At 71.3% G+C, this 25,346-nt stretch carries 29 protein-coding genes; 6 read left to right on the forward strand and 23 right to left on the reverse strand.

Annotated features, from left to right (window positions below; translation table 11 throughout):
* Window positions 1–63: 63 nt before the first annotated feature.
* From rplI to KTR66_RS19755, 7 genes are all read right to left on the reverse strand, one after another.
* The gene (rplI, locus tag KTR66_RS19725) at window positions 64–615 is read right to left on the reverse strand and encodes a 50S ribosomal protein L9 (protein WP_213615620.1); all 552 of its coding nucleotides are present in this window, start codon (window positions 613–615) and stop codon (window positions 64–66) included.
* Between the two features lie 13 nt (window positions 616–628).
* Complete coding sequence (locus KTR66_RS19730) at window positions 629–1,525, reverse strand: hypothetical protein (RefSeq protein WP_213615622.1); 897 nt, start codon at window positions 1,523–1,525, stop codon at window positions 629–631.
* A gap of 16 nt (window positions 1,526–1,541) precedes the next feature.
* Window positions 1,542–1,820 carry a 30S ribosomal protein S18 gene (gene rpsR / locus KTR66_RS19735; protein ID WP_213615624.1) on the reverse strand — a complete coding sequence of 93 codons (279 nt, stop codon included), beginning with the start codon at window positions 1,818–1,820 and terminating at the stop codon, window positions 1,542–1,544.
* Window positions 1,821–1,824: 4 nt separating this feature from the next.
* Entirely contained in the window at window positions 1,825–2,301 is a 477-nt protein-coding gene (rpsF, locus tag KTR66_RS19740) for a 30S ribosomal protein S6 (protein ID WP_213615626.1), read from the reverse strand.
* A gap of 174 nt (window positions 2,302–2,475) precedes the next feature.
* Entirely contained in the window at window positions 2,476–2,745 is a 270-nt protein-coding gene (locus tag KTR66_RS19745) for a hypothetical protein (RefSeq protein ID WP_213615628.1), read from the reverse strand.
* Between the two features lie 76 nt (window positions 2,746–2,821).
* On the reverse strand, window positions 2,822–4,003 hold the full coding sequence (locus tag KTR66_RS19750; RefSeq protein ID WP_213615630.1) for a hypothetical protein: 1,182 nt from the start codon (window positions 4,001–4,003) through the stop codon (window positions 2,822–2,824).
* On the reverse strand, window positions 4,000–4,938 hold the full coding sequence (locus tag KTR66_RS19755; RefSeq protein ID WP_213615632.1) for a hypothetical protein: 939 nt from the start codon (window positions 4,936–4,938) through the stop codon (window positions 4,000–4,002). Before KTR66_RS19755 ends, KTR66_RS19750 begins: the two co-directional genes overlap by 4 nt.
* 173 nt (window positions 4,939–5,111) lie before the next feature.
* Here KTR66_RS19755 and KTR66_RS19760 point away from each other — a divergent pair, with 173 nt between their 5' ends.
* Window positions 5,112–6,458 carry a bifunctional heptose 7-phosphate kinase/heptose 1-phosphate adenyltransferase gene (locus KTR66_RS19760; protein WP_371819174.1) on the forward strand — a complete coding sequence of 449 codons (1,347 nt, stop codon included), beginning with the start codon at window positions 5,112–5,114 and terminating at the stop codon, window positions 6,456–6,458.
* 31 nt (window positions 6,459–6,489) lie between these two features.
* Here KTR66_RS19760 and KTR66_RS19765 read toward each other — a convergent pair whose 3' ends face one another.
* Together KTR66_RS19765 and KTR66_RS19770 are read right to left on the reverse strand one after the other, a co-directional pair.
* Window positions 6,490–6,825 (reverse strand): hypothetical protein, encoded by a 336-nt coding sequence (locus KTR66_RS19765; RefSeq protein WP_213615636.1) that lies wholly within the window; start codon window positions 6,823–6,825, stop codon window positions 6,490–6,492.
* A 99-nt stretch (window positions 6,826–6,924) separates the two neighbouring features.
* Window positions 6,925–7,890 (reverse strand): tripartite tricarboxylate transporter substrate binding protein, encoded by a 966-nt coding sequence (locus tag KTR66_RS19770; protein WP_213615638.1) that lies wholly within the window; start codon window positions 7,888–7,890, stop codon window positions 6,925–6,927.
* Window positions 7,891–8,010: 120 nt separating this feature from the next.
* Between KTR66_RS19770 and nudC the strand changes: the two genes are divergently transcribed.
* Together nudC and KTR66_RS19780 are read left to right on the forward strand one after the other, a co-directional pair.
* Complete coding sequence (gene nudC / locus KTR66_RS19775; RefSeq protein WP_213615640.1) at window positions 8,011–8,934, forward strand: NAD(+) diphosphatase; 924 nt, start codon at window positions 8,011–8,013, stop codon at window positions 8,932–8,934.
* The gene (locus KTR66_RS19780) at window positions 8,931–9,221 is read left to right on the forward strand and encodes a phosphoribosylamine--glycine ligase (protein ID WP_213615642.1); all 291 of its coding nucleotides are present in this window, start codon (window positions 8,931–8,933) and stop codon (window positions 9,219–9,221) included. The genes nudC and KTR66_RS19780 overlap by 4 nt, the downstream gene beginning before the upstream one ends.
* A gap of 156 nt (window positions 9,222–9,377) precedes the next feature.
* On the opposite strand, the gene KTR66_RS19785 is transcribed toward KTR66_RS19780, so the two are convergent.
* From KTR66_RS19785 to KTR66_RS19820, 8 genes are all read right to left on the reverse strand, one after another.
* The gene (locus KTR66_RS19785) at window positions 9,378–10,388 is read right to left on the reverse strand and encodes a cytochrome d ubiquinol oxidase subunit II (protein WP_213615644.1); all 1,011 of its coding nucleotides are present in this window, start codon (window positions 10,386–10,388) and stop codon (window positions 9,378–9,380) included.
* A 5-nt stretch (window positions 10,389–10,393) separates the two neighbouring features.
* On the reverse strand, window positions 10,394–11,740 hold the full coding sequence (locus tag KTR66_RS19790; protein ID WP_213615646.1) for a cytochrome ubiquinol oxidase subunit I: 1,347 nt from the start codon (window positions 11,738–11,740) through the stop codon (window positions 10,394–10,396).
* 5 nt (window positions 11,741–11,745) lie between these two features.
* Complete coding sequence (locus KTR66_RS19795; RefSeq protein ID WP_213615648.1) at window positions 11,746–12,321, reverse strand: GbsR/MarR family transcriptional regulator; 576 nt, start codon at window positions 12,319–12,321, stop codon at window positions 11,746–11,748.
* 148 nt (window positions 12,322–12,469) lie between these two features.
* Window positions 12,470–12,685, reverse strand: coding sequence for a DUF3126 family protein (locus KTR66_RS19800; protein WP_213615650.1), 216 nt, complete (start codon window positions 12,683–12,685; stop codon window positions 12,470–12,472).
* A gap of 41 nt (window positions 12,686–12,726) precedes the next feature.
* Complete coding sequence (locus KTR66_RS19805; protein ID WP_213615652.1) at window positions 12,727–13,356, reverse strand: DUF2459 domain-containing protein; 630 nt, start codon at window positions 13,354–13,356, stop codon at window positions 12,727–12,729.
* Complete coding sequence (locus KTR66_RS19810; RefSeq protein ID WP_213615655.1) at window positions 13,331–13,822, reverse strand: universal stress protein; 492 nt, start codon at window positions 13,820–13,822, stop codon at window positions 13,331–13,333. Before KTR66_RS19810 ends, KTR66_RS19805 begins: the two co-directional genes overlap by 26 nt.
* Window positions 13,822–14,580 carry a TIGR02186 family protein gene (locus tag KTR66_RS19815; RefSeq protein WP_213615656.1) on the reverse strand — a complete coding sequence of 253 codons (759 nt, stop codon included), beginning with the start codon at window positions 14,578–14,580 and terminating at the stop codon, window positions 13,822–13,824. Before KTR66_RS19815 ends, KTR66_RS19810 begins: the two co-directional genes overlap by 1 nt.
* 139 nt (window positions 14,581–14,719) lie before the next feature.
* Window positions 14,720–15,628, reverse strand: coding sequence for a sulfite exporter TauE/SafE family protein (locus KTR66_RS19820; RefSeq protein ID WP_213615660.1), 909 nt, complete (start codon window positions 15,626–15,628; stop codon window positions 14,720–14,722).
* Between the two features lie 124 nt (window positions 15,629–15,752).
* Between KTR66_RS19820 and KTR66_RS19825 the strand changes: the two genes are divergently transcribed.
* Together KTR66_RS19825 and KTR66_RS19830 are read left to right on the forward strand one after the other, a co-directional pair.
* On the forward strand, window positions 15,753–17,273 hold the full coding sequence (locus KTR66_RS19825) for a bifunctional UDP-sugar hydrolase/5'-nucleotidase (RefSeq protein WP_213615662.1): 1,521 nt from the start codon (window positions 15,753–15,755) through the stop codon (window positions 17,271–17,273).
* 85 nt (window positions 17,274–17,358) lie between these two features.
* Entirely contained in the window at window positions 17,359–18,936 is a 1,578-nt protein-coding gene (locus KTR66_RS19830; protein ID WP_213615664.1) for an ABC transporter substrate-binding protein, read from the forward strand.
* 72 nt (window positions 18,937–19,008) lie between these two features.
* On the opposite strand, the gene KTR66_RS19835 is transcribed toward KTR66_RS19830, so the two are convergent.
* From KTR66_RS19835 to galU, 6 genes are all read right to left on the reverse strand, one after another.
* Window positions 19,009–19,983 carry a tripartite tricarboxylate transporter substrate binding protein gene (locus KTR66_RS19835; protein WP_213615666.1) on the reverse strand — a complete coding sequence of 325 codons (975 nt, stop codon included), beginning with the start codon at window positions 19,981–19,983 and terminating at the stop codon, window positions 19,009–19,011.
* Window positions 19,980–20,963 (reverse strand): tripartite tricarboxylate transporter substrate binding protein, encoded by a 984-nt coding sequence (locus KTR66_RS19840; protein WP_213615668.1) that lies wholly within the window; start codon window positions 20,961–20,963, stop codon window positions 19,980–19,982. The genes KTR66_RS19835 and KTR66_RS19840 overlap by 4 nt, the downstream gene beginning before the upstream one ends.
* 81 nt (window positions 20,964–21,044) lie before the next feature.
* Window positions 21,045–21,191 carry a hypothetical protein gene (locus KTR66_RS19845; protein WP_213615670.1) on the reverse strand — a complete coding sequence of 49 codons (147 nt, stop codon included), beginning with the start codon at window positions 21,189–21,191 and terminating at the stop codon, window positions 21,045–21,047.
* 120 nt (window positions 21,192–21,311) lie between these two features.
* Window positions 21,312–22,724, reverse strand: a complete 1,413-nt coding sequence (gene pgmG, locus KTR66_RS19850) for a phosphoglucomutase/phosphomannomutase PgmG (protein ID WP_213615672.1) — start codon at window positions 22,722–22,724, stop codon at window positions 21,312–21,314.
* Entirely contained in the window at window positions 22,724–24,043 is a 1,320-nt protein-coding gene (locus tag KTR66_RS19855; protein WP_213615674.1) for a UDP-glucose/GDP-mannose dehydrogenase family protein, read from the reverse strand. The genes pgmG and KTR66_RS19855 overlap by 1 nt, the downstream gene beginning before the upstream one ends.
* Window positions 24,044–24,196: 153 nt before the next feature.
* Entirely contained in the window at window positions 24,197–25,066 is an 870-nt protein-coding gene (galU, locus tag KTR66_RS19860) for a UTP--glucose-1-phosphate uridylyltransferase GalU (RefSeq protein WP_213615676.1), read from the reverse strand.
* Window positions 25,067–25,130: 64 nt separating this feature from the next.
* Here galU and KTR66_RS19865 point away from each other — a divergent pair.
* Window positions 25,131–25,346: hypothetical protein (locus tag KTR66_RS19865; RefSeq protein WP_213615678.1), on the forward strand; the 216-nt coding region annotated here is incomplete at its 3' end.

Genomic DNA, 25,346 nt, shown 5'->3' on the forward strand with positions numbered 1-25,346 from the left:
CGCCGCCCACGAAAAAGGGGGCCTCGCGGCCCCCTTTCCCATCTCCTCGCCGGGGCGAAGGAATTACTCGCGGGTGGCGGCGCCCAGCTCGGCCACCAGCTCGTCCTCGAGGGTGATCTCCTCCTCGCGGGCGATCTCCTCGCCGCGGGCCTGCTTCTCCGCCTCTTCCGGCGAGCGGGCGACGTTCACGACGACGGGCAGCATCACCTCGGGGTGCAGCTCGACGCGCACCGTGGTCAGGCCCAGCATCTTGATCGGCGCGTCCACCAGCACCTGCGAGCGGTGCACGGAGAGGCCGGCGGCGGTGCAGCCATCGGCGATGTCGCGCGCGGAGACGGAGCCGTAGAGGTTGCCGCTCTCACCCGCGGAGCGGATGAGGATGATGGACAGGCCCTCCATGCGCTCGGCCACGCGCTCGGCCTCTTCGCGGCGCTTGAGGTTCTGGGCCTCAAGCTGCGCGCGGTCGGCCTCGAAGCGGGCGAGGTTCGCCTTGGTGGCGCGCACGGCCTTGCCGCCGGGCAGCAGGAAGTTGCGCGCGTAGCCGGGCTTCACCTTCACCAGCTCGCCCATCTGGCCGAGCTTGTCCACACGCTGCATCAGGATGAGTTCAATCATGGCACGCCTCAGATCAGGTTTGGGGCGGCATCGCGCGCCGCCGAATTTGGTCATAGAGACCCACGCCGACCATCAGCGGGGCCATAATCTGGAGAAAGAGCAGCATCAGCATGTAGAAGCCGATGAGGAAGGCGAGGCGCCCGGGGCGCCCGCGCAGCAGCCGGTGGATGCTGGCCACACCCAGCAGGAAGACCGGCACCAGCAGGATCAGCATGGCCGAGAGCGCGACCGCGCCGCCGACCACCGTCCAGAGGGCCAGGCCCACCAGCGGCAGAGGCAGGTACCAGCCGGGCAGGCGCAGATCCTCGGCCGGCGGGGTGGCGTGGAGCGCCAGGCCCTGACGGGTGACGAGGTTCTGCGCGGCCGCGCCGTTGCCGACCATGAGCAGCGCCATCCAGAAGCCGGCCGCCGCCGCCTTCACCTGTGCGATCTGCCCCACCATGCCTTCGGGCAGGGCCACGCCCATGCGGCGCACCCCCATCTCCACCGCGGCCCGCATCTCGCCTTCCAGGTCGGAGACGGAAGCCGCGAGAAGCCCCAGCACCACCACCGGCCAGATGCCGAGGATGGCGAGCGGGAGGGAGAGGTCCATCCGCCCCGCCTGGACGGCGGTGCCGGTGATCAGCGCCACCGGCACGCCGAAGACGGCGAGGAAGACGGCGAGCCCGATCATGGAGCTGCCGAACAGCACAGCGATGGCCGCGATGGCGATGGCGAGGATGGCCGTGCGGGCCCCGAAGGCGAGGCCCGCCGCAAACAGCGGCAGCGGCGTCACCCAGAGCAGCAGCCCGCCCAGCGGCATGCCGCGCATCGCCCAGAGGGCGAGCACGGCCGAGCACAGCCCCGCGGCACCCGCCGCGAGGGCGCCGGGCTGGCCAAAAGCCCCGCCAGGATTTGCGCTCTGTGCCACTCGCCCGCTCGGGTGATCAGTCGTTGATCACGTAGGGCAGCAGGGCCAGGAAGCGGGCGCGCTTGATGGCGTTGGCCAGTTCGCGCTGCTTCTTGCCGCTGACGGCGGTGATGCGGCTGGGCACGATCTTGCCGCGCTCGCTCAGGAAGCGCGACAGGAGGCGCACATCCTTGTGGTCGATCTTCGGCGCCTGCGGGCCCGAGAAGGGGCAGGACTTGCGGCGGCGATAGAAGGGACGGCGCGCGCCGACGGCGGCGCGGCGATTGGCGATGTTGGGTTCGGCGGTGTCGCTCATCGTCTCACATCTCGTCGTTCAGGTTGAGGTCCATCTCGTCGCGCGGACGAGCCCGGAATTCCTCACGATCGTCGCGGCCACCGGCGGCGCGGCCCGAGCCGAAGCGGCCAGCGGGCTTGGGCCCACGGAAGCCGCGCTCGCGGTCACGGTCATCGGCGCGCTTGGCGAGGATGGCGGACGGCGTCTCGGGGTCGATCTCCTCGACGCGGATCGTCAGCTCGCGCAGCACGTCCTCGTTCAGGCCGAGCTGGCGGACGACTTCCTGCATGGCGGGGGCGGGGGCGTTGATGCCGAGGAGCATGTAATGCCCCTTGCGGTTCTTCTTCACCTTGTAGGCGAGGCCGCGCAGGCCCCAGTACTCGCGCTTGACGACGGCGCCGCCCTGCTCGCCGAGCGTCGTGCCGATATTGTCGGCGATCGTCTCGACCTGCTGCTGGGTGACGTCATTGCGCGCGATGAACACGCATTCGTAGAGTGGCATGGTCTCTCCCTATGGCTGCTCAGCCCTGGCGGCTACGGGGATCGTGGCGCGCAAGCGGGCATAGCCGCGGGCGTGCCAACGCCGGCGGCAGGGTGGCGCGCATAAACCACGGCCGGGCCGGCGAGTCCATGGGGGAAATTCGCGCCGCAAGCCTGCCATGCGCGCCCGAATGCCCTAGCGGCGGCGCGCCTTGCGGCCGGCGTCCACCAGGGTGCAGCCATGCGGCGGCAGGTCGCCCGGCAGCAATTCGAGCTCGGGCGCCTTCTCGGGCCATTCGGCGCGTGGGATCTCCAGCCGGGCGGCCGGCGGGATGCGCATCCAGGTCCAGCCATCCATGGGCTGACCGGGCCGCCAGCAGAGCTTCAGTGACCTGCGGCCCTTGCGTGGGATGATGATGTGGCTCTCGGGTTGCTGGTCGAGCCCGCGCAGTTCGGTCCGGGGCATGGTTGTCTCCTCTTGCCCTCGACCTGTGGCACAGGGCCGGCCCCCCGCGCGTTGAGGCGTCGCAAACCGGCCATGCTCAGCGTCCGTCCAGCACGCGGCCCATGAAGCGGATGATGCCGCGCTGCCAGCCCCAGGCGATCGCCGCCGGACTGTCCGCGCCGGTCAGGACCACGCCCTCGCGCCCGGCCGGCAGGGCGGCGTCCAGCCGGGTGCGGGCGGTGCCGTCGCCGGCGAGCAGGGATGGGGTGAAGCGCAGCCGCAATTGCAGGCCTTGCAGCGCCTCCGGCCGGAAGAGGCGCAGCAGCTCCGGCTCCGCTTCGTCCAGCGCGAGGGCCCAGCCGCGGGCGGCGGCCAGGCGGCGCAGCAGCGCGAAGCCGGCCGGATCGGCCAGCTGGTCGGCCGCCGGGACGCCGAGCAGCACCCTGCCGCGCCCGGCCGGGCCGAGCAGCGCCTCCAGCCGGAGGAACTCCGTCTCCAGCAGGCTGGCCAGGCTGAGCGGCAGGCAGGCATCGCCCAGCGCCCGCGCCTCCTGCGGGCGGGCCAGTTCTGCCAGCATGCGGCGCTCGGCGGCGACGCGGAAGCGCCGGGCCAGCCATGGGGCGGCGCTGACATCCCGCCCCGGCAGCAGGGCGGCGGCGAGGTCCGGCAGGCAGGGCCGCAGTTCGGTCCAGAGGGGCTGCGGCCTGGCATCGCCGGGGGCGAGGCGCCAGATGGTCTGGCGGCGGAGGAAGGCGGCCAGATTGGCGGTGGCCAGCGCGCGGGTGGCCGCGTCCATCTCCGCCGCGCCGGGCGGGGGCAGGCCGCTGGGGGCGGGGGCGGGCGGCTCCTCGCCGGGGTCATCCAGGCCCAGCGCCGCCTCGACCACGGTCAGCAGCCGGGCGGCCTCGGCGGGCAGGCGCATCACCGGCAGCAGCGTTTCCGCCGGGATCTCCGGCAGCAGCCGCGCGAGGCCGCGCCGCGCCTCCTCCAGGTGGTCACCGGGCGGGGGCGACAGAGCGACGAGATCGCCACCCGGCAATTCATAGAGGCGCGCGCGCGTCGGCCGCAGCAGGGGCTCCAGCGCCTCCCGCACCAGGCGGTCATGCCGCGGTTCGCGCAGGCGGTTGGGGATGAGGGAGAGGCGGACATGCAGCACCCGCCGCTCCACGCCGGAATTGACGCAATCCCGGGCCAGGGCGGCCAAGGCCATGGCGTCGCGCGGGGTGGTTGCGGGATCCGGTCCGGCGAGGGGGGATGGCGGGAGCGTGAGGGCGTTCATGCGACGCCCTCGTGCAGGATGCCCGGCGCCCGGCACCAGGCTGGCACCGGCCGCCCGAGTGCGATGAGCCGCGCGGGCGGGTGCCGTGGCGGGGCGGCGGCGGCCGGGATCACCCAGGTGATCTCGGGCAGTTCGAGCTCGGCCGGGGCGGCGGCGTCATTGGCCAGCAGGCCGATCGCCCACCCCGCCGCGCGCAGCGCCGCCGTGCTCTGGGCGAAGGCGGCGGGCGTGGCGAGGGCGGCCAGCGGCAGCAGGGCCAGCGGTCCGTCCGGATCGCCCGGCGGCCCGGCGCGCAAGGCGCCGCCCGGCAGCCCGCCCTGCGGCAGGTCGAGGATCAGGCGCAGGCCGGGGCGCAGCGGCGGGAGCTGGCCGCGCATGCCGGGGTCGGTCAGGGCGGCCAGCAGGCGGCGGCACAGCGCCTCGCGCGCCAGCGCCTCGAGCTCCGGGTCATCCAGGCCGAGGGGAGCGGGGCCGAGCCGCTGGGCCACCGGATGGCTGCCGGTGCCGCTGGCGAACAGGGTGAGGCGCGCCGCCCCCTCCAGCGGCATCCGCGCCACATGCGCCTCCAGGGCGGCGAGGGTCCAGGCGGGTGTGGGCGTGGCGAGGGCGGCGGCCTCGGCCCGGGCGAGGAGCGGCTGCTCCGCTTCCGGCAAGGGAAAACTGTCCGGCGGCAGGCCGGTGAGGTCCGCGATGGCACGGGCGGCGCGCTGGGCCGGGCCGGGCGCGGCCGTCAGCAGCAGGTCTCCTCCCGGCAATCCCAACACCTGCCCACCGCCAAGCACCGCTGCCTCCTCGAGCAGGGCCCGGGCCAGGCGGCGCGCCGCGCGCGGACCCTGCGCGGGCTGCAGGATCGCCAGGCCACCGGCCGGCAGGGCGGCCAGGGAGGTTGCCAGGGTGTTGCGCCAGGCGGGGATCTGGGGGGCTGGGATGGTCATGCGGGTGGCACCTCCTGCGCCAAAACAGGGAGATACCGCTGAAGCCTTAATCAATGTTTAGGCAGGGCATGTGAAAGATTCCGTCACAATCAGTTGCGGCCGCGGCCCCGGCTGGGCTACCCAAAGACGAGATGCCAGCCAGGTTGCCCCCCGCCACGACCGGACGAGACGCCGTGACGCCCGCACAGCTGGCGGATGCGGTGCGCGCCATGGCGCGCGGCGCCGTTCTCGTCGTCGGCGATGCGATGGTGGATCGCTACGTCCATGGCAGCGTCAGCCGCATCAGCCCCGAGGCGCCGGTCCCGGTCCTGACCGTCGAGCGCGAGGTCGTGCTGCCGGGCGGCGCGGGCAATGTGGTCCGCAACCTCACCGCGCTGGGCGCGGCCGTCGCCTTCGTCTCGGTGGTGGGCGACGACAATGCGGGCAGCGACCTGACCGGCCTGATCGGTGGGCAGCCCCGCGTCGAGCCCTGGCTGCTGGTGCAGGGCGGGCGCACCACCACCACCAAGACGCGCTTCGTCTCAGGCGGGCAGCATCTGCTGCGGACCGACCGCGAACAGGCCGCGCCCATCCATCCGCGCCTGGCCGACCGCCTGGTGAAGATCGCCTCCGACGCCGTCGCCGCGACGACGACGCTGGTGCTCTCCGACTACCGGAAGGGTGTGCTGGCGGGAGACATCCCGGCGCGGCTGATCGCCTCGGCGCGCGCTGCCAATCGCCGTGTCGTGGTGGACCCCAAGGGCGGCGACCATGGCCGCTTCGCCGGCGCCGACCTCATCATCCCCGAGCCCGAGGAGCTGGCCGGCGCCACCGGCATGCCGGTGCGGGACGAGGCCTCGGTGGCGTTGGCGGCGAGCCAATTGCTGCGCGCCCATGATTTCCGTGCCGTGCTGGTGCCGCGCGCGCCGGACGGCCTGACGCTCGTCGAGCGCGAGGCCGATGGCAGCGAGACGGTGCGCCATTTCCGCGCCGAGGCGTCGGAAGTGCATGACCCGGCGGGTGGCGGTGACGCCGTGGTGGCCGTGGTGGCGGCGGGCCTCGCCACCGGGCTTTCGCTCGCTTCCGTGGCGCGGCTGGCCGCATTGGCGCTGGGCATCGTCAGCCGCAAATCGGGCATCGCGCCCGTGCGCGCCGAGGAGTTGCTGGAAGGCCTGGCGCCGGGCCGCACCGCGATGCGCAAGCTGGTTTCCCTGCCGCTCGCCGCCGAGGTGATCGAGCGCTGGCGGCATCGCGGCTGGCGCATCGGGCTGCTGCAGGTCAATGGCCAGCCGATTCCGGAATCCATCACGGAACAGGCGCGCCGCTGGTGCGACCGGCTGCTGGTGGGCGTGCAGGATGAGGGCGAGATGGCGGGCCTGATGGCCGCCCGGCCCGAGGTGGACCTGGTGGCCATCGGCGCGGATCACGGGGGCGAGGATCTGCTGCGGCTGCTGCGGCCCGATCTGCTCGTGGCGCCCGCGCCCAATGAGGCCCTGGCCGAATTGCTGCGCGAATGGGGCGGCGAGCTGCGAGCCGTCTGATCCAGGGGCGCCCGGCTCAGGGTGAATTGCCTCAGGGGCGTCTGACCGGCGTCATCGCCGTCACCAGCATCACCTGCTGCGAGCGCCGGCAATCGGGATTGCCCTGGCAGGCGGGGTGCTGCACGCGGCCCTGCCGCCAGCTCAAGGCCACCCGCTGGCCGATGAGAGGGCCGGCTTTCTCGCAGATCTCGAACTCCGCCATCACGTTTCGGCTGCGGCCATGATCGTCGCGCAGGCGCAGATAGCAGGCGATGTCGCCGGCCTCGGCTCCCTGCAGAAGCCCCTGCGCGGGGGGCGCCGGATCCTGCGCGAGGGCGCCGGCGGCCGGAACAAGCAGGGCGAGCCCTGCGGCAAGGATCATACGCATGGCAGGCCTCCTTCCGTGGTCGTGGCCGGCAGCGCAGCCTGAATCGCGCGCCCGCGCAACCGGTGGCGCGCCCGGGCGCTCACCCGCAGGGCGCGGGCCTCAATCCAGCACCAGGTTGAGCGAGCGCACGACCGAGCCATAGGCCTCCCGCTCCGCGCGCTGCAGGGCCAGCAGGTCGGACGGGCTGGTCGGCGCCGGTTTTGCGCCCTGGGTGCGCATCACCTCGATGAAGGAGGGGGCGCGCATCGCCTCATGCGTCGCCGCGGTGAGGCGCGCGAGGATGGGTTCCGGCGTCCGGGCGGGGGCGTAGAGCGCCTGCCAGAGGCCCATGGGCATGTCGAAGCCCTGCTCCTTCAGCGTCGGCACCTGGGGCAGGAGTTCCAGCCGCTCGGGCGCCACGGTGGCGATGACGCGGATGCGGGCGTCGCGCGCGAAGGATTCGGCATTGCCCGCGCCCAGCATCATGACATCCACCTGGCCGTTCATCATGGAGAGCACGGCCGCCGGCGGCCCGCCGAAGGGGACGTGCAGCATGTCGATCCCCTCGCGCTGGGCGAGGCGGAGGAAGGCGAGATGCGGCGTGCTGCCCACCCCCCAGCTCGCATAGGTGAGCTGGCCCGGCGCGGCTTTCGCCGCGGCGATCAGGCTCGCCATGTCGGTGATCTGTGGGCGGGCGGGGCCGGCGATCATGGCGAAGGGCACGTTGGTGACGAGGCTGATCGGCGCGAAGTCGCGCTCCGGATCATAGGCGAGGCGGCGATAGGTGAGCGGGTTGATGGATTGCGTGTCCACGATGCCGAGATAGAGCGTGTGGCCATCGGGTGCCGCGCGCGCCACGGCCGCCGCCCCCACGCCACCGCCCGCGCCGGGCCGGTTTTCCACCACGACGGGCTGGCCGAGCACGGTGGCGAGCGGCGCGGCCAGCGCGCGGGCCACGATGTCGTTCGTGCCGCCGGGCGGGAAGCCCGAGACGATGCGCAGCGAACGGTCGGGGAAGGCCAGCGCGGGGCTGGCGGCCAGCAGGGCGGGGGCCGCGAGCAGGGCGCGGCGGGTCAGCTTGGTCATGCGGTGCATCCCTTCGAGGGTGCGACCGGCGCCTCCGGCCGCGAGCGTCGCGCGGGGCGGCGGCATGGGTCAAGCCGGCCCGGGATTTCCGGGCGCGCGCATCCGCGTTAGGCTCTGGCCATGCTCATGATTCCCGCCAGCCGCGCCAATGTGTACACCGGCAGCCCGCTCGATCGCTGCTCCGGGCAGCGCGACGATGAGGGCTTCATCGCCGCGGCGCTGGCCGATGAGGCGGCGCTCTTCGTGCCGGTCTGGCGCAGCCGCAGCCTCATGCTGGGGGTGGAACAGGGCAGGCCGGAAGCCGTGCTGCTGAGCCGTGGCGGCGCCGAGGCGGTGCGCATGGCGGGCGGCCCCTGGGCCTTCCTCGGGCTGTGGGACCAGCGGCCGGTCTTCGCCGTGGATTGCTCGCACGCGGATGACCCGCTCCCGCTGCTGCCGGAGGGGATGGGCAGCTTCTCCGACCTGCGCGGCGTGGCGGGCCTGCTGCCCGAGGGCGAGGCGAGCGTGCTGGCCCATGCGCGGGGGCTGATGCATTGGCGCGTGAAGCACCGCTATTGCGGCGTCTGTGGTTCGACGACCGAGCCGCGCAGCGCGGGCAATGCCCTGCAATGCACGGGCTGCGGCGCGCAGCATTTCCCGCGCACGGACCCCGCCGTGATCATGCTGGTGGTGCGCGGCGATGCCTGTCTGCTCGGCCATTCGCATCGCTTCCCGAACGTGACCATGTATTCGACGCTGGCCGGCTTCGTGGAGCCGGGCGAGAGCTTCGAGGAGGCGGTGCGGCGCGAGGTGATGGAGGAGGCCGGCATCCAGGTCGGCCATGTGAGCTATCATTCCTCGCAGCCCTGGCCCTTTCCGGCCTCGATCATGATCGGCTTCCATGCCGAGGGGCTGAGCGAGGAGATCACGATTGATCCCGAGGAGCTGAAGGATGCGCGCTGGTTCACGCGGGATGAGCTGCGCCGCCACCAGGAGCTTGGGTTCTCCTTGCCGCGCGCGGATTCCATCGCGCGGCGCCTGATCGAGGATTGGCTTTCGGCATGATGAACGCGCTTCGCATCCTCCCCCTCGCCGCGCTGCCTTTGCTGGTGGCCTGCACCAGCCTCGAGCCCGTGGCGGCGCCGCCGATCATGACGGATCCGGTCTGCCGGGATGAGGCGCGGCGCACGGCGGAGCGCGATGTGGCGCGGCAGTCCAACATGACGAACCAGACGCAGGTGCGCTTCCTGCAGAACCAGGAGAACCAGGAAGAGCGCCGCCTCTACAATGACTGCCTCCGCCGCCGCGGCCTGCCCACGCCGGGCGGCGTGGAAGCGGTGCAGCGGAGCTGAGCTTCGGCCCGAAGGGCCGACAGGGCGCGGGCCGATCGAATTGCCCCCTCAAGCCCGGGGCTGCGTTCAACGAATCCGGCCGCACGTGCGGCCGGCGGGATGCCTCAGCATCCCGAAGCCAAGCGCGCGGATGCGCGCGCCCGGCGTCTGAGGGCATCAATAGTATCTCAGCTCCCGCGCCTTGCCGCCGAAGATGCGCCAGATGAAGAAGGTGTAGAGCCCGATCATCGGCAGCACGGCGAGCGCGCCGACCAGGATGATCTTCAGCGATTCCGGCGCGCTGGCCGCGGCGAAGATGGTGAGCTTCTCGGGCACCACATAGGGCCAGAAGCTGTAGGCGAGGCCCTGGAAGCAGAGCACGAAGATCGCGGCCGTCGCCGCGAAGGGCACCCAGTCCAGGCTGTTGTCCACGCGCGGGAAGCGGCGCAGGAAGATGTGCAGCAGCAGGAAGAGGCCGCCGGTGGCGAGCGGGATGGGGGCCAGGCCCAGCAGCTCGGGCAGGCTGAACCAGCGTTCGAAGATGCGCGGGCTGACGATGGGCGTGGTGGCGCTCACCACCAGCACGCCGGCCCAGCTGATATAGAGGGCGCGGCGCGCCCATTGCGCGGCCAGCAGCTGCAGCGCGCCCTCGCCGCGCCAGACCAGCCAGCAGGCGCCGATCAGCGCATAGGCCGAAACGGTGAAGACGCCCGTCAGCATGGCGAAGCCGAAGGCGAGCCAGCCCTCGGCGAAGCCCAGGATGTAGCTGCCCAGCATCCAGCCCTGGCTGAAGGCGGCGATGATGGAGCCGCCCTGGAAGACCATGTCCCAGCGCGGCTTCTGCGGCGCGGGCGCCTTGGCGCGGAACTCGAAGGCCACGCCGCGCAGGATCAGCCCCATCAGCATCAGCGCGACCGGGATGTAGAGCGCGGTGAGGATGAGCCCATGCGCGGCCGGGAAGGCAACGAGGAGGAGGCCGACGCCCAGCACCAGCCAGGTCTCGTTCGCGTCCCAGAAGGGGCCGATGCTGGCCACCATCCGGTCCCGCGTCGGTTCATCCTCGGTCGCGCGCAGCAGGATGCCGACGCCGAGGTCGAAGCCGTCCAGCACGGCATAGAGCAGCATGGCGACCGCCATCAGCACCGCGAAGGTGATGGGCAGCCAGGCGCCGGGCGGGAGGGTGTCCATCGCGCTCACTCCGCCGGCACGGGTTTGAGGGTGTCCGGCCCGCCGAGCTTCTCCGGCTCATGCGCGGCGGGGCGGCGGGCCAGGTGCATCAGCGTGAGGATATAGGCCAGCAGCAGCGCCGCGTAGAGCGCCAGATACATGATGAGCGAGCCCAGGATGGTGGTGGCCGCGACCGGCCCCGCCGCCTCGCCCGTGCGCAGGATGCCGGTGACCAGCCAGGGCTGGCGGCCGATCTCCGTCACGTACCAGCCGGCCAGCGTCGCGACCCAGCCGGAGAAGGTCATCCCCACCAGCACGCGGGCGAGCCAGGGGGTGATGCCGCGCTTGCGGATGGTCCAGACGCCCCACCAGGAGACGAGCAGCATGAGGACACCGACACCCACCATGATGCGGAAGGCGTAGAAGACGGGTGCGACGGGCGGGTGGTTGTCGCCGAATTCGCTGATGCCCTTCACCTCGCCATCCAGCGAATGCGTCAGGATCAGGCTGCCGAGCAGGGGGATCTTGATTTCGTACTTGTTCGTCTGCGTCGCGGCGTCCGGCACGGCGAAGAGCACGAGGCCGGGGCCGCGCTCGGTGTGCCAGATGCCCTCCATGGCGGCGATCTTCTGCGGCTGGTGCTTCAGCGTGTTCAGGCCATGCGCATCGCCCGCGAACATCTGGATGGGGATGAGGATGGCGCCCAGCACCACGCCCGTCTTGAGCGCGCGCACCACGCCGGGGGAATGGTCCCCGCGCAGCCAGCGCCAGGCGGAAAGGCCCGCCATCAGGAAGGAGACGGTGAGGCCCGAGGCGAGCATCATGTGGGCGAGGCGATAGGGCATGGAGGGGTTGAAGATGATCGCCATCCAGTCCGTCGCGTGGACCACGCCGTCGCGGATCTCGTAGCCGACCGGCGTGTGCATCCAGGAATTCAGCACGATGATCCAGAAGGCGGAGGCGCTGGTGCCGCCGGCGACGAGCAGCGTGGCCAGCGTGTGGATGCGGTTGGGGACGCGGCCATAGCCGAAGAGCATGACGGCGAGGAAGCTGGCCTCCAGGAAGAAGGCGGTCAGCACCTCATAGGCCAGCAAGGGGCCTGCGATATTGCCCACGCGCTCCATGAAGCCCGGCCAGTTGGTGCCGAACTGGAAGGACATGGTGACGCCCGAGACGACGCCGAGCGCGAAGCTCAGGGCAAAGACCTTCACCCAGAACTTGTAGGCGTCCATCCAGGCGGCATCGCCCGTCTTGTCGAAGCGCAGCTTGAGGAAGAGCAGCACCCAGCCCAGCGCGATGGTGATGGTGGGAAAGAGGATGTGGAAGGAGATATTGGCCGCGAACTGGATCCGGGCGAGGAGGATGGGGTCCATCGTGTTCAGGCCTTCTTCGAGGGGCGGTTGCGGCGGGTGACAATGTCCTGGAAGCGTTCGGTCGCCTCCAGCACGCGGGCGACGCGGCCGCCCAATTTGAGAAGTGCGATCAATCTTTCATCCGGCAAGGATTTCACATCATCCATCCAGCCGGTGAGAAGCGAAATCACCTCGAGCAGGTTTTCCATGCGGCCCTGGGCGTGCTCATCGGCGCGCGTCGCGGGCTTCTGCATCAGCACGTCGCGCAGCAGGGAGAGCGTCGGGTCGATTTCCCGCTTGCGGCGCTCCTCGGCCAGGATGCGGACGATCTGCCAGACATCGTCGGGCGTGGTGAAATGCTCGCGCCGGTCACCGGGGAGGTGCTGGAGCTTCACGAGGCGCCAGGTCTCCAGCTCCTTCAGGCCCATGGAGACGTTGGAGCGCGAGAAGCCAAGCTGCGCCACGATGTCATCGGCGCAGAGGGGACGATCGGAGAGGAAGAGCAGGGCGTAGATCTGGCCGACGGTGCGGTTGATGCCCCAGCGCGAGCCCATCTCGCCGAAGTGGAGGACGAAGGCGGCGGTGGCGGGGGGCAGGTCCATGGACGTCAGTATGTTCAGGAATTTCTGAAAATCAAGGCGGGACGCTCGGACATTCCGCAGCCGTTTCAGGGCGCGTGCCGGGTGATGTCTCGCGGTGGATCGGGCGGGGCGGGCGCCGGCCTGACCGGCGGGCCCGCCGCGCGCGGCGTCAGAGGTTGGGGAGGTCTTCGGCGAGAACGGAGATGGTGACGTGGTAGGTCACTTCGCCATCCTCGGCGTCGCGGTCCACGGTGCCGATGGTCTCGGCGCCGGCCAGCACTTCGACCGGGCCGTTGCGCGTGGCGGCGGCGCGGATCATGAGGTTCGAGCTGCCGAGCAGCTTGCGGAGATGGGCCTGGACGGCCTGGATTTCAGCGGGCTTCATGGCTTGCGGCTTAGACCCGCCTGGGCCGATTGGCAAACCATTCAGGCGCGGTTCACGAGGCGGCAGGCGCCGGGCAGGCGGGCCGCCTGTGTCATGACGCCGCGCGAGAGGACCACGCCCTCGGTCGCGATCGGCAGGCCGGCCGCGGCCAGCATCTCCGCCGTCCAGCTGTTGCAGGTATAGGCGAGGCTGTAGCCGCGCGCGGCGGCGTAGAAGCGTCGGCCGGGGCGCGCCTCGATCAGCTCCGGGCCGGGCGCGAAGCTGCTCGCCAGCGCGCTGGAAAGGGCCGCCAGGCCCCCGGGCGTGATGGGGAGGCGCCAGGCCTGGCGCGGCGGTCCGGGCCAGGCGGTCAGCTGCAGCGCGGCCGCGCCGGGGATGGGGCCGGCCAGCCATTCGGCGAGGCCGGGCCGCTCCGCCAGCATGAAGTCGCGCTTGCCGAAGCCCAGGAAGAGCAGCGCGGCACCGGGGAAGGGGGTGGTGATCTCCGGCGGCAGCCATGCGGGCGGCAGGCCGATCTCGGTGTGCCAGCCGGCATCGAGCAGCCAGACGGCCGGGCCCGGGGCGGCCGTGCAGCCGGGCGGCTCGGGCAGGGTGGCGCAGGCGGGCAGCGCCAGCGCGGCCAGCAGAAGGCCGCGCCGTGTGGCCTCAGGTGACGCGGTCCAGCTCCGCATCGCTCATGCTGCCGGGCACGATCGTCATGGGCACCGTCATGCGCCCGGCGAGCTTGCCGGTCAGCGCGGTCACCAGCGGGCCAGGGCCCTTGGCGTTGGCCGCCGTGGCCAGCACCAGGATGGAGATGCGCGGGTCCTCTTCCAGCAGGGCCAGCAGCTCGTCGGCCACCTTGCCCTCGCGGGTGATGAGGATGGGCAGGCCGCCGGTGATGTCGCGCACCTGGGCGGCGAGGCCGGAGAGGGTCGCCTCCGCCTCGTCGCGGCGTTCCTCGGCCATCATGGCGCCGATACCGGCCCATTCGCTCTGCTCGACCGGCTCGATCACGCGCAGCAACGCCACGCGCCCACCGGATTTGGCGGCGCGGAGCGCCGCGTAGCGCAGGGCGACGGCGCGCTCGGGGCTGTCATCCACGACGACGAGGAAGACGCGGTCTCGCCGTGCGGATTCGGCGGCAGCTTCGGGCATCAATTCCTCCGGAAGACGACGCTGCCCAGCCAGCCGGCGGCGGCGGCCAGGATGATGCAGAGGAGAGCGTAGAGCACGGGCTGGCCGCGCGCGACCCTCTCGATTTCGGCTGCGGTGCCCACGCGCTCGACGATGAAGCCCAGCTGCTCGGTTGCCACGACGCGGCGGGCGCGGACCAGCATGACCTCGACGCGGTAGGAGCCGGGCTGGACGGTGGAGGGCAGCGGCAGGCGAAGGTTGAACAGGCGCGAGCCGGCGATCTCGATGGGTTGCGCATCCTCTTGCCAGAGGCCGGCCGATTGCTTGAGCGAGACGAGGGCGCGGCGGAAGCCCGGCGCGCGTGCGCCGGTGGACACCAGCGGCAGGGTGGCGAGGCCGATGCCCCGCGCCTCGCGCAGCTCCTCCGGCAGGAGGAGGGAGGCCGGGCGCGTGCCGGCCACGGCGTAGAAGCCGGGCACGTTCTCGAAGCGCGCGGAAGGGCCGTTGAACCAGAGGCCCAGCACCTCGACCTTGCGGCGGACGACGAAGGGGCCGGAGGGGCCGCGGGCAAGGATGATGACTTCGTCGCCGCCGGGGCCCAGCGGTTCCTCGGTGCTGCCGAAGACGAGGATGCTCTCGCCCACGAAGGCGGTGGTGATGGCGACGCGCTCGGTGGAGAGGCGGGCGACGAGGGGGGAGGGCTGGGCAAGGGCGAGGGTGGGGAGGAGCAGCGCCAGTGCGGCGAGCCATCCGGCCAGCAAGGACACCCGAGGAAGCATCAGCGCCCCCCTCCGAGAATCCGTCCGCAACGCGGACGGCGGCCACGCGATGAGCGTGCCACCGGCGCAACATCCCTGAGGGCCGCCAGCCAAGCGCGCGGAGCGCGCGCCCGGCGCTTGAGGGCGGGAAAACACTCCTTCACCACGCCGGCCCGACGGAGAACAAATTCTCCGGCACCCGCCACAGGTCCCAGAGCAGAGAGCCCGCGACACCCAGCACCAGCAGGCCCAGCAGCGCGCGCGTCTCCTCGCCGCGCAGCTTGCCGCCCATGGCCGCGCCGAATTGCGCGCCCGCGACACCGCCCAGCAGCAGCAGCAGGGTGAGCACGATGTCCACGCCGCCCACCTGGATGGCCTGGAGGAAGGTGACCGAGGCGGTGACGCAGACCACCTGGAAGAGCGAGGTGCCGATGACGACCGCCGTCGGCATGCCGAGGATGTAGATCATCGCCGGCACCAGCATGAAGCCGCCGCCGACGCCCATGATCGCGGAGAGGATGCCGATGACGAAGCCCACCATCAGCGGCGGGATGATGGAGATGTAGAGGCGGCTCTTGCGGAAACGGAGCTTCAGCGGCAGGCCATGCGCCCAGGAATGGTTGTGCAGCCGGGCCTGCTGCTTGCGGGAGCGGCGGAAGATGGCGCGCACGCTCTCCATCACCATCAGCGTGCCGACGGCGCCGAGGACGACGACGTAGAAGATGGCGACGGCGGCATCCACCTGGCCCGCGCGGCGCAGCAGGGCGAAGATCTGCACGCCCACCACGCTGCCGACCAGGCCGCCCGCGACCAGCACGCCGCCCATCTGCCAGTCCACATTCTGCCGCCGCGCCTGGGCGATGAGGCCGGAGACGGAGGCGCCCAGCGTCTGGTTGGCGCCCGAGGCGACGGCGACGGTGGAGGGGATGCCGATCAGCATCAGCACCGGCGTCAGCAGGAAGCCGCCGCCCACGCCGAACAGGCCCGAGAGCCAGCCCACGACGAAGCCGATGCCCACCAGCGTCAGGGCATCCACGCTCATTTCGGCGATGGGCAGGTAGATCTGCAAGCGACGCGACCGATGGGTGAACAGGTGCAGACTTCACCCGCAAAGATGGCATGGCAAGGGCAGATCAGCCGTCATGCGGGATCAGCTTGCGGGCGGGGGCGTTTCCGCCACAGAAGGGGGCATCATGCTGCGTCGCCGCTCGCTCCCCCTCCTGCTCTCATCTCCCTTGGCGGCCCCCGCGCTGCGCCCCGCGCAGGCCCAGGTGGCCACCCGCATGGCGCTGCTGCACCTGAACGACTTCCACAGCCGGCATGAGCCCATCGCCGCGACGGGGGCGGTGTGCCGTGCTGGTGAGACCTGCTTCGGTGGCTCGGCCCGCATGGCGACGGCGATCGCCGAGGCGCGCGAGGGGGCGCGGGCGGATGGGCGCGCGGCGCTGCTGCTGGATGCCGGCGACACCTTTCTCGGCAGCCTCTTCTTCACCCAGCACGAGGGCCAGGCGGAGGCGCAGGTCCAGCGCGCCTGGGGCGTGCAGGGCATGGCGCTCGGCAATCACGAATTCGACCTGGGGCCGGAGGTGCTGGCCCGCTACATCGCCGCCGTGCCCTTCCCCGTCCTCTCGGCCAATCTGGATGCGACGGCGGAGCCCGCCCTGGCCGGCAAGGTGCGGCCCACCATCGCCTTCCGGCGCGAGGCGATGCGCGTGGTGGTCGTGGGACTGACCACGCCGGACACGCCGGGCATCTCCTCGCCCGGCCCGCATCTGCGCTTCACCGACCCGATGGAGGCGGCGAACCGCGCCGTGTGGGAGGCGCGGCGCGAGGGGGCGGCCACGGTGGTGGTGCTCTCGCATCTCGGGCTCTCGATGGACCGGCGGCTGGCGGCCGAGGTGGCGGGGGTGGATGTCATCCTGGGCGGGCATTCGCATCTTCTGGTGGCGCCGCCCGTGGTCGTGGAAGGTCCGGACCGGCCGGTGACCATCGTGCAGGCGGGCGCCTTCGGGCGTTGGCTGGGGCGCCTCGATCTCGATCTCGCGGCGGATGGGCGCGTCACGCTGGCCCAGCAGCAGATGCGCGAACTCTCGGCCGATATCGCGGAGGATGCGACGCTGGCCGCCCTGGTGGCGCAGCTCGGCGCGCCGCTGGAGGCGCTGCGGCGGCGCGTGGTCGGGCGGCTGCCGGCGGCGCTGAGCAACGCCGGCTGCGGCTCGGCGCCCTGCGAGATCGGCATGCTGGTCGCCGAGGCGATGCGCGAGGGGGTGGGGGCTGAGATCGGCTGGCAGAATGGCGGTGGCGTCCGGGCCGGGCTGCCGGGTGGCGAGGTCACGATGAATGATGTGCTGGGGGCGCTGCCCTTCGGCAACACCACGGCGCGGATGGTGCTGCGCGGCGCCACACTGCTGGAGGCGCTGGAGAACGGCCTGTCCCGGCTGCCGGGGCCCGCGGGCCGGTTTCCGCAGACGGCCGGGCTGCGCTTCACCTTCGATGCGGCGCGGCCGGTGGGCCAGCGTGTGGTGGCGGCCGAGGTGCGCGAGCCCGATGGCGGCTGGAGGCCGTTGGAGCCGGGGCGGGCCTACAGCGTCGCCACCAACAATTTCCTGCGGCGCGGCGGCGATGGCTATGCGGTTTTCGCAAATGCGGCGCTGGAGGCGCGGGATGACGGGCCGGCGCTGGATGACCTGCTGGCCCGGGCGCTCGCGCGGTAGCCGATCAATTCCGGCGTGACACGGGGCACGCAGCGGGGCCAGGATGCATGCCACGGCGCACAAAGTCGCCGCGAGGAAGGCATCCATGACCATCACCCGACGCTCGACATTCGCCCTGCCCATGGCTGGCCTGGCCGCGCCCGCGCTGGCGCAGAACCGGGGCGACCCGAATGTGCTGCGGGTGAAGCTCTTCGGCGATCTGCGCGCGCTGGACCCCTTCATTTCGCCCGAATACATGGCCCGCAACCATGGCTACATGGTCTATGACACGCTCTTCGCGCTGGACTCGAAGCTGCGGCCGCAGCCGCAGATGGTGGAGAGCCACAGCGTCAGCGCCGACCGCCTGACCTGGGAGTTTTCCCTGCGCGAGGGCTTGCGGTTCCATGACGGCGCGCCCGTCACCAGTGAGGATGTCGTCGCTTCCCTGCGGCGCTGGGCGATCCGTGACGGGCACGGCGCGCAGATGCTGGCGGAGGGCAACACGCTGGTCGCGCTCGATGCGCGGCGCTTCCGCCTGACCTTGCAGCGGCCCTGGGCGCTGGTGCTGGACGCGCTGGCCAAGCCCTCGGGGTTGCCGGCCTTCATCATGCCGGCGCGCGTGGCGGCCACGCCGATCACCACGCCCATCACCGACCCCACGGGCAGCGGGCCCTATATGCTCCGCCGCGAGGATTGGCGGCTGGGCGACCGCACCACCTATCGCCGCAACCCGGATTACCGCCCGCGCGCCGAGGCGCCGGACGGGCTGGCCGGCGCCAAGATCGCGCGCATGGAGCGCGTGGAATGGGTGGTGCTGCCGGATTCCAGCAATGCGCTGAATGCGCTGCAGACGGGCGAACTCGACATCTTCGAGGAGCTGCCGCCGGACCTGTTTCCCGTGGTGGCGCGCAACCGGAATTTGCGCCTCGCCGCGCAGGATGCGGCGGGCGTGCAGCCCATCTTCCGCATGAACCAGGCCGTCGCCCCCTTCGACAATCCGCGGCTGCGCCAGGCGATGCGCCTCCTGGTGGACCCGGCGGAGATGATGCCGGCCTATATGACCGACCCCGCGCGCTGGCGGGATTGCCGCAGCTTCTTCCCCTGCGCCTCGCCCTTCCACACGAATGAGGGCTGGGTGACGCCCAATCTCGATCTGGCGCGGACCGCCGTGCAGCAATCGGGCTATGACGGCACGCCGGTGGTGGTGCTGGACGCGCAGGACAGCACGATCAGCAGCACCTTCGCCCGCGTCTCGGCCGACCGGATGCGGCGCGTGGGGATGAATGTGGATCTGCAGGCGATGGATTGGGCGACGCTGGTGACGCGGCGCCTCTCGAAGAACCCGGTGAGCCAGGGTGGGTGGAGCCTGTTCTGCTCGGCGCCGGCGGCGGTGGATCTGATGGACCCCGTCAGCCATATCGCGCTGCGTTCGGCGGGTGCGCGGACGGCGCTGCCCGGCTGGCCGGATGATCCGGAGCTGGAGCGGCTGCGCGATGCCTTCGCCTTCGCCGCGACGGAGGAGGAGCGCCGCGCCATCGCGGTGCAGACGCAGCGCCGCGCGGTGGAGAGCGTGCCCTATCTGCCCTTGGGGATGATGAGCCTGGTGCGCGGGCATAGCGCGCGGCTGGGCGGGATCCTGGAGGCGGCGATCCCGGTCTACTGGAACATCACCAAGGCGGGCTGAGGCCGGCAGGCGCGGAACCTGCGTCGGGGGAAGAAAAAGGGCCTCCGGCGGCTGGGGCCCCGGCCCCCCTGGCTACTCCGGCGCGATCCTGAGCGAAGCGACGATGGGCCGCAGTGCCGCCACCTGCGCATGCACCATGGCGGTGAAGTCGGCGGTGGAATTGCCGCCCGGGTCGGCGCCGAGTTCGTCAATGCGGGCAGCCAGCGGTGGGTGGCGGGCGGCGGCGGCGATCTCGGCCTGCAGGCGCACCATCACCGCCTCGGGCGTCCGGGCCGGGGCGAAGAAGCCGTTCCAGCCGAGGATCTCGGCGTTCGGGAAGCCCTGTTCGCGCACCGTCGAGATCTCCGGCAGCAGCCGGTTGCGGCTGGTGGAGCGGATGGCGATGGGGCGCACGGCGCCCGCGCGGATATGCGGGATGCCGGTGGAAAGCTGGTCGCCGCCGAACTGGATGCGGCCCACCATCAGGTCCTGCATGAGGAGGGAGGCGCCGCGGAAGGGCACGTGCTCCATCTGGAAATTGCCGTCGCGCTTCAGCACCTCGCCCACCAGGTGGCCGGCGCTGCCGGGGCCGGTGGAGCCATAGAAGGGCGGGCGGGGCTGTTGCCGCGCCCAGGCGATGAATTCCGGCACGGTGGTGGCGGGCACGGAGGGGTGCACCATCACCACCGTGGGCACCAGCGCGCCCAGGCTGATGGGGGCGAAGTCCCGCTCGATGGAGTGGATGGCGCGGTTCTGGAACTCCATCACCGCGCTGGTCGAGGAGAAGGTGGAGTTGTGGAACAGCAGCACCTGGCCGTCTGGCGGGGCCTTGGCGACGATATCGGCGCCGATGGAGCCGCCGCCGCCGCCGCGGTTCTCGACCAGGATGGGCACGCCCAGTGTCTCGGTCAGGCGGTTGCCGTAGAGGCGGGCCAGGATGTCGGTGGTGCCGCCCGCCGCGAAAGGGACGATGACGCGGATCGGGCCGTTCGGCGTCCAGGCTTGCGCCCGGGCGACGAGGGGCGCGGCCAGGATCGGGGCGGCGAGCAGGCTGCGGCGCTGCATCATTCGACGCGCATGTTCAGCGATTGCACCAGCGGGCGCATGGCGGCGATCTGCGCATGCACCTGCTGGGTGAATTCCGCGCTGGAATTGCCGCCGGGCTCGGCCCCCAGCTCCTGGATGCGGGACGCCACGGCCGGGTAGCGCGCGGCGGCGGCGATCTCGGCCTGCAGGCGGGTCAGGATGGGCTCCGGCGTGCGGGCGGGGGCGAAGAAGCCGTTCCAGCCCAGCATCTCGGCGTTCGGGAAGCCCTGCTCGCGCACGGTGGGCACATGGGGCAGCGCGCTGGCGCGGGTGGCGGCGAGCGTGCCGATGGGGCGCAGCGCGCCGCCGCGGATATGCTGCAGCGAGGAGGAAAGCTGGTCGCCGCCGAACTGGATGCGGCCGGCCAGCATGTCCTGCACCAGCGGTGCGGCGCCACGGAAGGGCACGTGCTCCATGGGGAAATTGCCGTCGCGCTTCAGCACCTCGCCCATCAGGTTCATGGTGCTGCCGGGGCCGGTGGAGCCATAGAAGGGCGGCGTGGGCTGGCGGCGCGCCCAGGCAGCGAATTCGGTGATCGTCTGGGCCGGCACGTCGCGGTGCACCAGCAGCATCATCGGCACATTGGCGCCCATGCTGATGGGGGCGAAGTCGCGCTCGATGGAATGCGGCGCGCGGTTCGCGAATTCCAGCGCGGCGGTGGTGGTGCTGAAGGTGAGGTTGTGGAAGAGCAGCGTCTGGCCGTCCGGCGCGGCCTTGGCGACCACGTCGGAGCCGATGGAACCGCCCGCGCCGCCCCGGTTTTCCACGACGACGGAGGTGCCGAGCGTCTCGGTCAGGCGCTGCGCGTAGAGGCGGGCCAGGATGTCCGTCGTGCCGCCGGCCGGGAAGGGGACGATGATGCGGATGGGCCCGCTGGGCGTCCAGGCTTGGGCGCGTGCGCCCTGGGGCAGCACGGCAGGCGCGGCGAGCAGGGCGAGGCTCAGGCTACGGCGGGACAACATGGTTCCGGCATCCTCCTATGACGCCGGATTCATGATTCGTCCGGCTGCCGGCCATAGATTGGGGATCTGGAACGGAAGGCGTCAACCGGTGCCGGAGAAAACCCAGGCGGTGAGGACGATGGCACCGGAGACGGCTGCGGCCTCCAGGCTGAAGCGGAGCAGGTCGGCCGCCTCACGCCAGCGGCTGGCGCGGGGGAAGCTGCTGTCCTGCCTGGGATCACCCTGCATGCCCGACCTCGCCGGTTGGAGTATGGGCATATAAGTCGGATGACGGGTGCGCAACAAGTCGCAAATGATGCGACGTGGTGAAAAAAGCGGCCGGCGGATCATCCGCCGGCCGGGTTTGCCTCAATGGCCGGCATTCTCGCCCGAGAAATCGGGCGCTTCCAGGCCCGAGGCTTCGAGCTGGCGGACGAGCTGGGCTTTCAGCCGCTCCAGCCCCGCCTCGGTCTTTGCCTCGCAGCGGGCGACCAGCACGGCCTGGGTGTTGGAGGCGCGCAGCAGCCACCAGCCATCCTCGCTCAGCACGCGCACGCCATCCACCGCCTGGACCTGCGCGCCCTCGGTGGCGAGGCGGCCGCGGACCTCCTCGATCACCTCGAACTTGCGGGTCTCGTCGCAGTTGAAGCGCAGCTCGGGGGTGTTGAGCACCACGGGCAGGGCGGCGCGCATCTGCGCCAGGCTTTCGGAGCTGCGGGCCAGGATGTCGAGCAGGCGGACGCCGGAATAGAGCGCGTCGTCGAAGCCATACCACTTGTCGGCGAAGAAGGTGTGGCCGGACATCTCGCCGGCCAGCGGGCAGCCGGTCTCGGCCATCTTCTGCTTGATGAGGCTGTGGCCGGTCTTCCACATGAGCGGCTGGCCGCCGGCCTTGGCGACCTCGTCAAACAGGACCTGGCTCGCCTTCACATCGGCGATGATGGTGGCGCCCGGATGCGCCTTCAGCACATCGCGCGCGAGGACGACGAGGAGCTGGTCGCCGAAGAGCATATGCCCCTCGCCATCCACCACGCCGATGCGGTCGGCATCGCCGTCGAAGGCGATGCCGAGATCGGCGCCTTCGGCCTTCACCCGGGCGATGATCTGCTCGAGGTTCTTGAGCACCGTCGGGTCGGGGTGGTGGTTCGGGAAATTGCCGTCGATCTCGCCATTGATGACGACGTGCTTGCCGGGGAGCTTCTTCACCAGGCGCTCGGTGATCGCGCCGCCGGAGCCATTGCCCGGGTCCCAGACCACGTTCAGCGTCTTTCCGCCGCCCGCATAATCCTGGACCATGCGGGTGATATAGGCCTCGCTGACATCCACGTCGCGCGCCGTGCCGGGCTTCTCGGGCACCACGTCGCCCGAGGCGGCCATGGCGCCGAGCGCCTGGATGTCCTTTCCGAAGAACGGCTTCTTGCCGATCATCATCTTGAAGCCGTTATAGTTCGGCGGGTTGTGGCTGCCGGTCAGCATCACCGCGCCATCGGCCTTCTGGTCGTAGCTGGCGAAGTAGAGCATGGGCGTGGGCCCGCAGCCGATGCGGATCACCTCCATGCCGGAGGCGACGAGGCCGGCCACCAGGTGCTTCTGCAATTCGGGCGAGGAGAGCCGGCCATCCCAGCCGACCGCCACGCGGGAACCGCCGGAGCGCGCGATGATGCTGCCGAAGACGCGGCCGATGGCGAAGGCATCGGCGGGGTTCAGCGTCTGCCCCACGATGCCGCGAATGTCGTATTCGCGCAGCGAGGTCTTGTCGAACTGGTGCTGGAAAGCGGCCATCAGGGTCGTCCGATCGAATGATAGGTGAAGCCCGCCTCACGCATCGCGGCGGGGTCGTAGACATTGCGCAGGTCGAGCATCACGCGGCCGCCCATGGCGCCCGCGAGTTTCTCCGGCGAGATGTTGCGGAACTCGTTCCACTCGGTGAGCAGCACCACGGCCTCGGCCCCCGCCACGGCATCGAGCGCATTGGCGGCATAGTGGACGGCGGCCGGCAGCAGCGGGCGGGCGGCCTCCATCCCCTGCGGGTCGAAGGCGCGGATCACGGCGCCGGCGGCGGCGAGCTTGGGGACGATTTCGAGCGAGGGCGCATCGCGCATGTCGTCCGTCTCGGGCTTGAAGGTCAGGCCCAGCACGGCAATGGTCTTGCCCGCGACGCTGCCGCCGCAGGCCGCGATCACGCGATCCGCCATGGCGGTCTTGCGGCCGTCATTCACCGCGATGGTGGCTTCCACCAGGCGCAGCGGCGTGCCGAGATCCTGGCCCGTGCGCGCGAAGGCCAGCGTGTCCTTCGGGAAGCAGGAGCCGCCATAGCCGGGCCCCGCATGCAGGAACTTGCGCCCGATGCGGTTGTCGAGGCCGATGCCGCGCGCGACCTGCTGCACATCGGCGCCGGCCTTCTCGCAGAGATCGGCCACCTCGTTGATGAAGCTGATCTTCATGGCGAGGAAGGCGTTGGCGGCGTATTTGATGATCTCGGCGGTCTCGAGGCCGGTCGCCACGATCGGCGTCTCGATCAGATAGAGGGGGCGGTAGAGGCGCTTGAGCACGGCTTCGGCGCGGGCGCCGGCCTCGCCCTCCTCGATGCCGATCACCACACGGTCGGGCCGCATGAAGTCGCCGATGGCGGCACCCTCCCGCAGAAATTCCGGATTGGAGGCGACGGCGATGTCGAGATCGGGCCGGGCGGCCTTCACGCGGCGCTTCACCTCGCGCCCCGTGCCGACCGGGACCGTGGATTTGGTGACGAGGACGAGCGGGCCCTTCGCCGCGCGCGCCACCTGCTCGGCGGCGGCGAAGACGTAGCTGAGGTCGGCATGGCCATCGCCGCGCCGGGTGGGCGTGCCGACGGCGAGGAAGACGGCCTCCGCCCCCTCCACCGCCTCGTCCAGGTTCGTCGTGAAGCTCAGGCGTCCCTCGCGCGCATTGTCGGCGACGAGGTGATCGAGGCGCGGCTCGTAGATGGGGATGCGGCCGGCCTTCAGGGCCTCGATCTTCGCGGGGTCGGTGTCCACCACCGCCACATCCACGCCGAATTCGGCGAAGCAGGCGCCCGAGACGAGCCCGACATAGCCCGCGCCGATCATGACAATCTTCATCTGTCTATGCCCTCAAACGGCGGGCGGCGGCTCCGCCGCCTTGCCTTCGCCGCGTTGCGGATGCGCCCGGCCGGAGGCCCGGTTGGGCGGCGCCGCGCGGCTTGCGCGCGGATTCCGGGGTGGCGTGCCGGGAGGCGGTCACGCGACCGGCCCTCACCGGTAGTTTTCGAGGAACTGCCGCACGGCGGGCGCGATCTCGGGGCGGGCGAGGGCGAAGGCGATCTGCGCCTCCAGGAAGCCCACCTTGTCGCCGCAGTCGAAGCGGCGGCCTTCGTAGCGCAGGCCGTGGAAGGGCTGGGTGCCGATGAGCTTGGCCATGCTGTCCGTCAGCTGGATTTCGCCGCCTGAGCCCTTCTCCATCTTGGAGAGATGGCCGATCACCTCGGGCATCAGCACGTAGCGGCCGATGATGGTGAGGTTGGAGGGCGCCTTGTCGATGGGCGGCTTCTCGACCAGGCCCTTCACGGAGACGAGCTTGCCCATGTCCTTCTCGATGTCGAGCACGCCGTACTTGTTCACGCGCTCCATCGGCACTTCCTCGATGGCGACGACATTGCCGCCGGTCTCGGCATAGGCCTCGGCCAGCTGGCCGATGCAGGGCTTCTCGCACTGCATCAGGTCATCGGGCAGGAGGATGGCGAAGGGGTCGTCGCCGATGAAGGCGCGGGCGCACCAGATGGCGTGGCCGAGGCCGAGCGGCACCTGCTGGCGCACGGTCAGCAGGCTGCCGGGCGTGATGGCGAGGCCGCGCAGCTCGTTCAGGATCTCGGTCTTGGCGCGCTCTTCGAGCGTCTTCTCCAGCTCATAGGCCACGTCGAAATGCTCGACGATGCTGGTCTTGCCGCGGCCGGTGACGAAGCAGAACTGCTCGATGCCGGCGGCGCGCGCCTCATCCACCGCATATTGGATGAGCGGCCGGTCCACGACGGGCAGCATTTCCTTCGCCAGCGCCTTGGTGGCGGGCAGAAAGCGCGTCCCCATCCCGGCAACGGGCATGACGGCCTTCTTCAGCGGCTTGGGCATCCGATTTCATCCCTGACTGTCGAGAATTGACGTGTTGCCACGCCCAAGGCCCAGGCGACAAGCCGTGCCACGTGACGATCTGCGTCGGCGGCCCGGGCGTCAGCCGCCGCTGCGGGCAACCTGCTGGGGCCGGGGCGTGGCGGGCGTCTGGGAGGCGGGCGCCTGCGTGGTGCGTGGCGGCGTGCGGGTCGTGGCGGCGGGACGGGTCTGTGGCGTGGCCGGCTGCGTGGCGGGGCGTGCGGCCCGCGAAGGCTGGCTGGCCGCGGGCTGGGTGGCAGGG

Source organism: Roseococcus sp. SDR (genome assembly GCF_019083995.1).
GTDB lineage: Bacteria > Pseudomonadota > Alphaproteobacteria > Acetobacterales > Acetobacteraceae > Roseococcus.

Excerpts from the sequence above, each read along its gene's own strand:
- KTR66_RS19770 (WP_213615638.1), bottom strand. The coding sequence starts at position 7,890 with ATGACCAAGCTGACCCGCCGCGCCCTGCTCGCGGCCCCCGCCCTGCTG.
- KTR66_RS19780 (WP_213615642.1), top strand. The coding sequence starts at position 8,931 with ATGATGAACGCGCTTCGCATCCTCCCCCTCGCCGCGCTGCCTTTGCTG.
- KTR66_RS19805 (WP_213615652.1), bottom strand. The coding sequence starts at position 13,356 with ATGCGGAGCTGGACCGCGTCACCTGAGGCCACACGGCGCGGCCTTCTG.
- KTR66_RS19855 (WP_213615674.1), bottom strand. The coding sequence starts at position 24,043 with ATGAAGATTGTCATGATCGGCGCGGGCTATGTCGGGCTCGTCTCGGGC.
- pgmG (WP_213615672.1), bottom strand. The coding sequence starts at position 22,724 with ATGGCCGCTTTCCAGCACCAGTTCGACAAGACCTCGCTGCGCGAATAC.
- KTR66_RS19845 (WP_213615670.1), bottom strand. The coding sequence starts at position 21,191 with ATGCAGGGTGATCCCAGGCAGGACAGCAGCTTCCCCCGCGCCAGCCGC.
- KTR66_RS19800 (WP_213615650.1), bottom strand. The coding sequence starts at position 12,685 with ATGAAGCCCGCTGAAATCCAGGCCGTCCAGGCCCATCTCCGCAAGCTG.
- KTR66_RS19765 (WP_213615636.1), bottom strand. The coding sequence starts at position 6,825 with ATGCGTATGATCCTTGCCGCAGGGCTCGCCCTGCTTGTTCCGGCCGCC.
- KTR66_RS19810 (WP_213615655.1), bottom strand. The coding sequence starts at position 13,822 with ATGCCCGAAGCTGCCGCCGAATCCGCACGGCGAGACCGCGTCTTCCTC.
- rplI (WP_213615620.1), bottom strand. The coding sequence starts at position 615 with ATGATTGAACTCATCCTGATGCAGCGTGTGGACAAGCTCGGCCAGATG.
- KTR66_RS19750 (WP_213615630.1), bottom strand. The coding sequence starts at position 4,003 with ATGAACGCCCTCACGCTCCCGCCATCCCCCCTCGCCGGACCGGATCCC.
- KTR66_RS19795 (WP_213615648.1), bottom strand. The coding sequence starts at position 12,321 with ATGGACCTGCCCCCCGCCACCGCCGCCTTCGTCCTCCACTTCGGCGAG.
- KTR66_RS19840 (WP_213615668.1), bottom strand. The coding sequence starts at position 20,963 with ATGTTGTCCCGCCGTAGCCTGAGCCTCGCCCTGCTCGCCGCGCCTGCC.
- galU (WP_213615676.1), bottom strand. The coding sequence starts at position 25,066 with ATGCCCAAGCCGCTGAAGAAGGCCGTCATGCCCGTTGCCGGGATGGGG.
- KTR66_RS19835 (WP_213615666.1), bottom strand. The coding sequence starts at position 19,983 with ATGATGCAGCGCCGCAGCCTGCTCGCCGCCCCGATCCTGGCCGCGCCC.
- nudC (WP_213615640.1), top strand. The coding sequence starts at position 8,011 with ATGCTCATGATTCCCGCCAGCCGCGCCAATGTGTACACCGGCAGCCCG.
- KTR66_RS19825 (WP_213615662.1), top strand. The coding sequence starts at position 15,753 with ATGCTGCGTCGCCGCTCGCTCCCCCTCCTGCTCTCATCTCCCTTGGCG.
- KTR66_RS19785 (WP_213615644.1), bottom strand. The coding sequence starts at position 10,388 with ATGGACACCCTCCCGCCCGGCGCCTGGCTGCCCATCACCTTCGCGGTG.
- KTR66_RS19830 (WP_213615664.1), top strand. The coding sequence starts at position 17,359 with ATGACCATCACCCGACGCTCGACATTCGCCCTGCCCATGGCTGGCCTG.
- KTR66_RS19815 (WP_213615656.1), bottom strand. The coding sequence starts at position 14,580 with ATGCTTCCTCGGGTGTCCTTGCTGGCCGGATGGCTCGCCGCACTGGCG.
- KTR66_RS19755 (WP_213615632.1), bottom strand. The coding sequence starts at position 4,938 with ATGACCATCCCAGCCCCCCAGATCCCCGCCTGGCGCAACACCCTGGCA.
- rpsR (WP_213615624.1), bottom strand. The coding sequence starts at position 1,820 with ATGAGCGACACCGCCGAACCCAACATCGCCAATCGCCGCGCCGCCGTC.
- KTR66_RS19790 (WP_213615646.1), bottom strand. The coding sequence starts at position 11,740 with ATGGACCCCATCCTCCTCGCCCGGATCCAGTTCGCGGCCAATATCTCC.
- KTR66_RS19745 (WP_213615628.1), bottom strand. The coding sequence starts at position 2,745 with ATGCCCCGGACCGAACTGCGCGGGCTCGACCAGCAACCCGAGAGCCAC.
- rpsF (WP_213615626.1), bottom strand. The coding sequence starts at position 2,301 with ATGCCACTCTACGAATGCGTGTTCATCGCGCGCAATGACGTCACCCAG.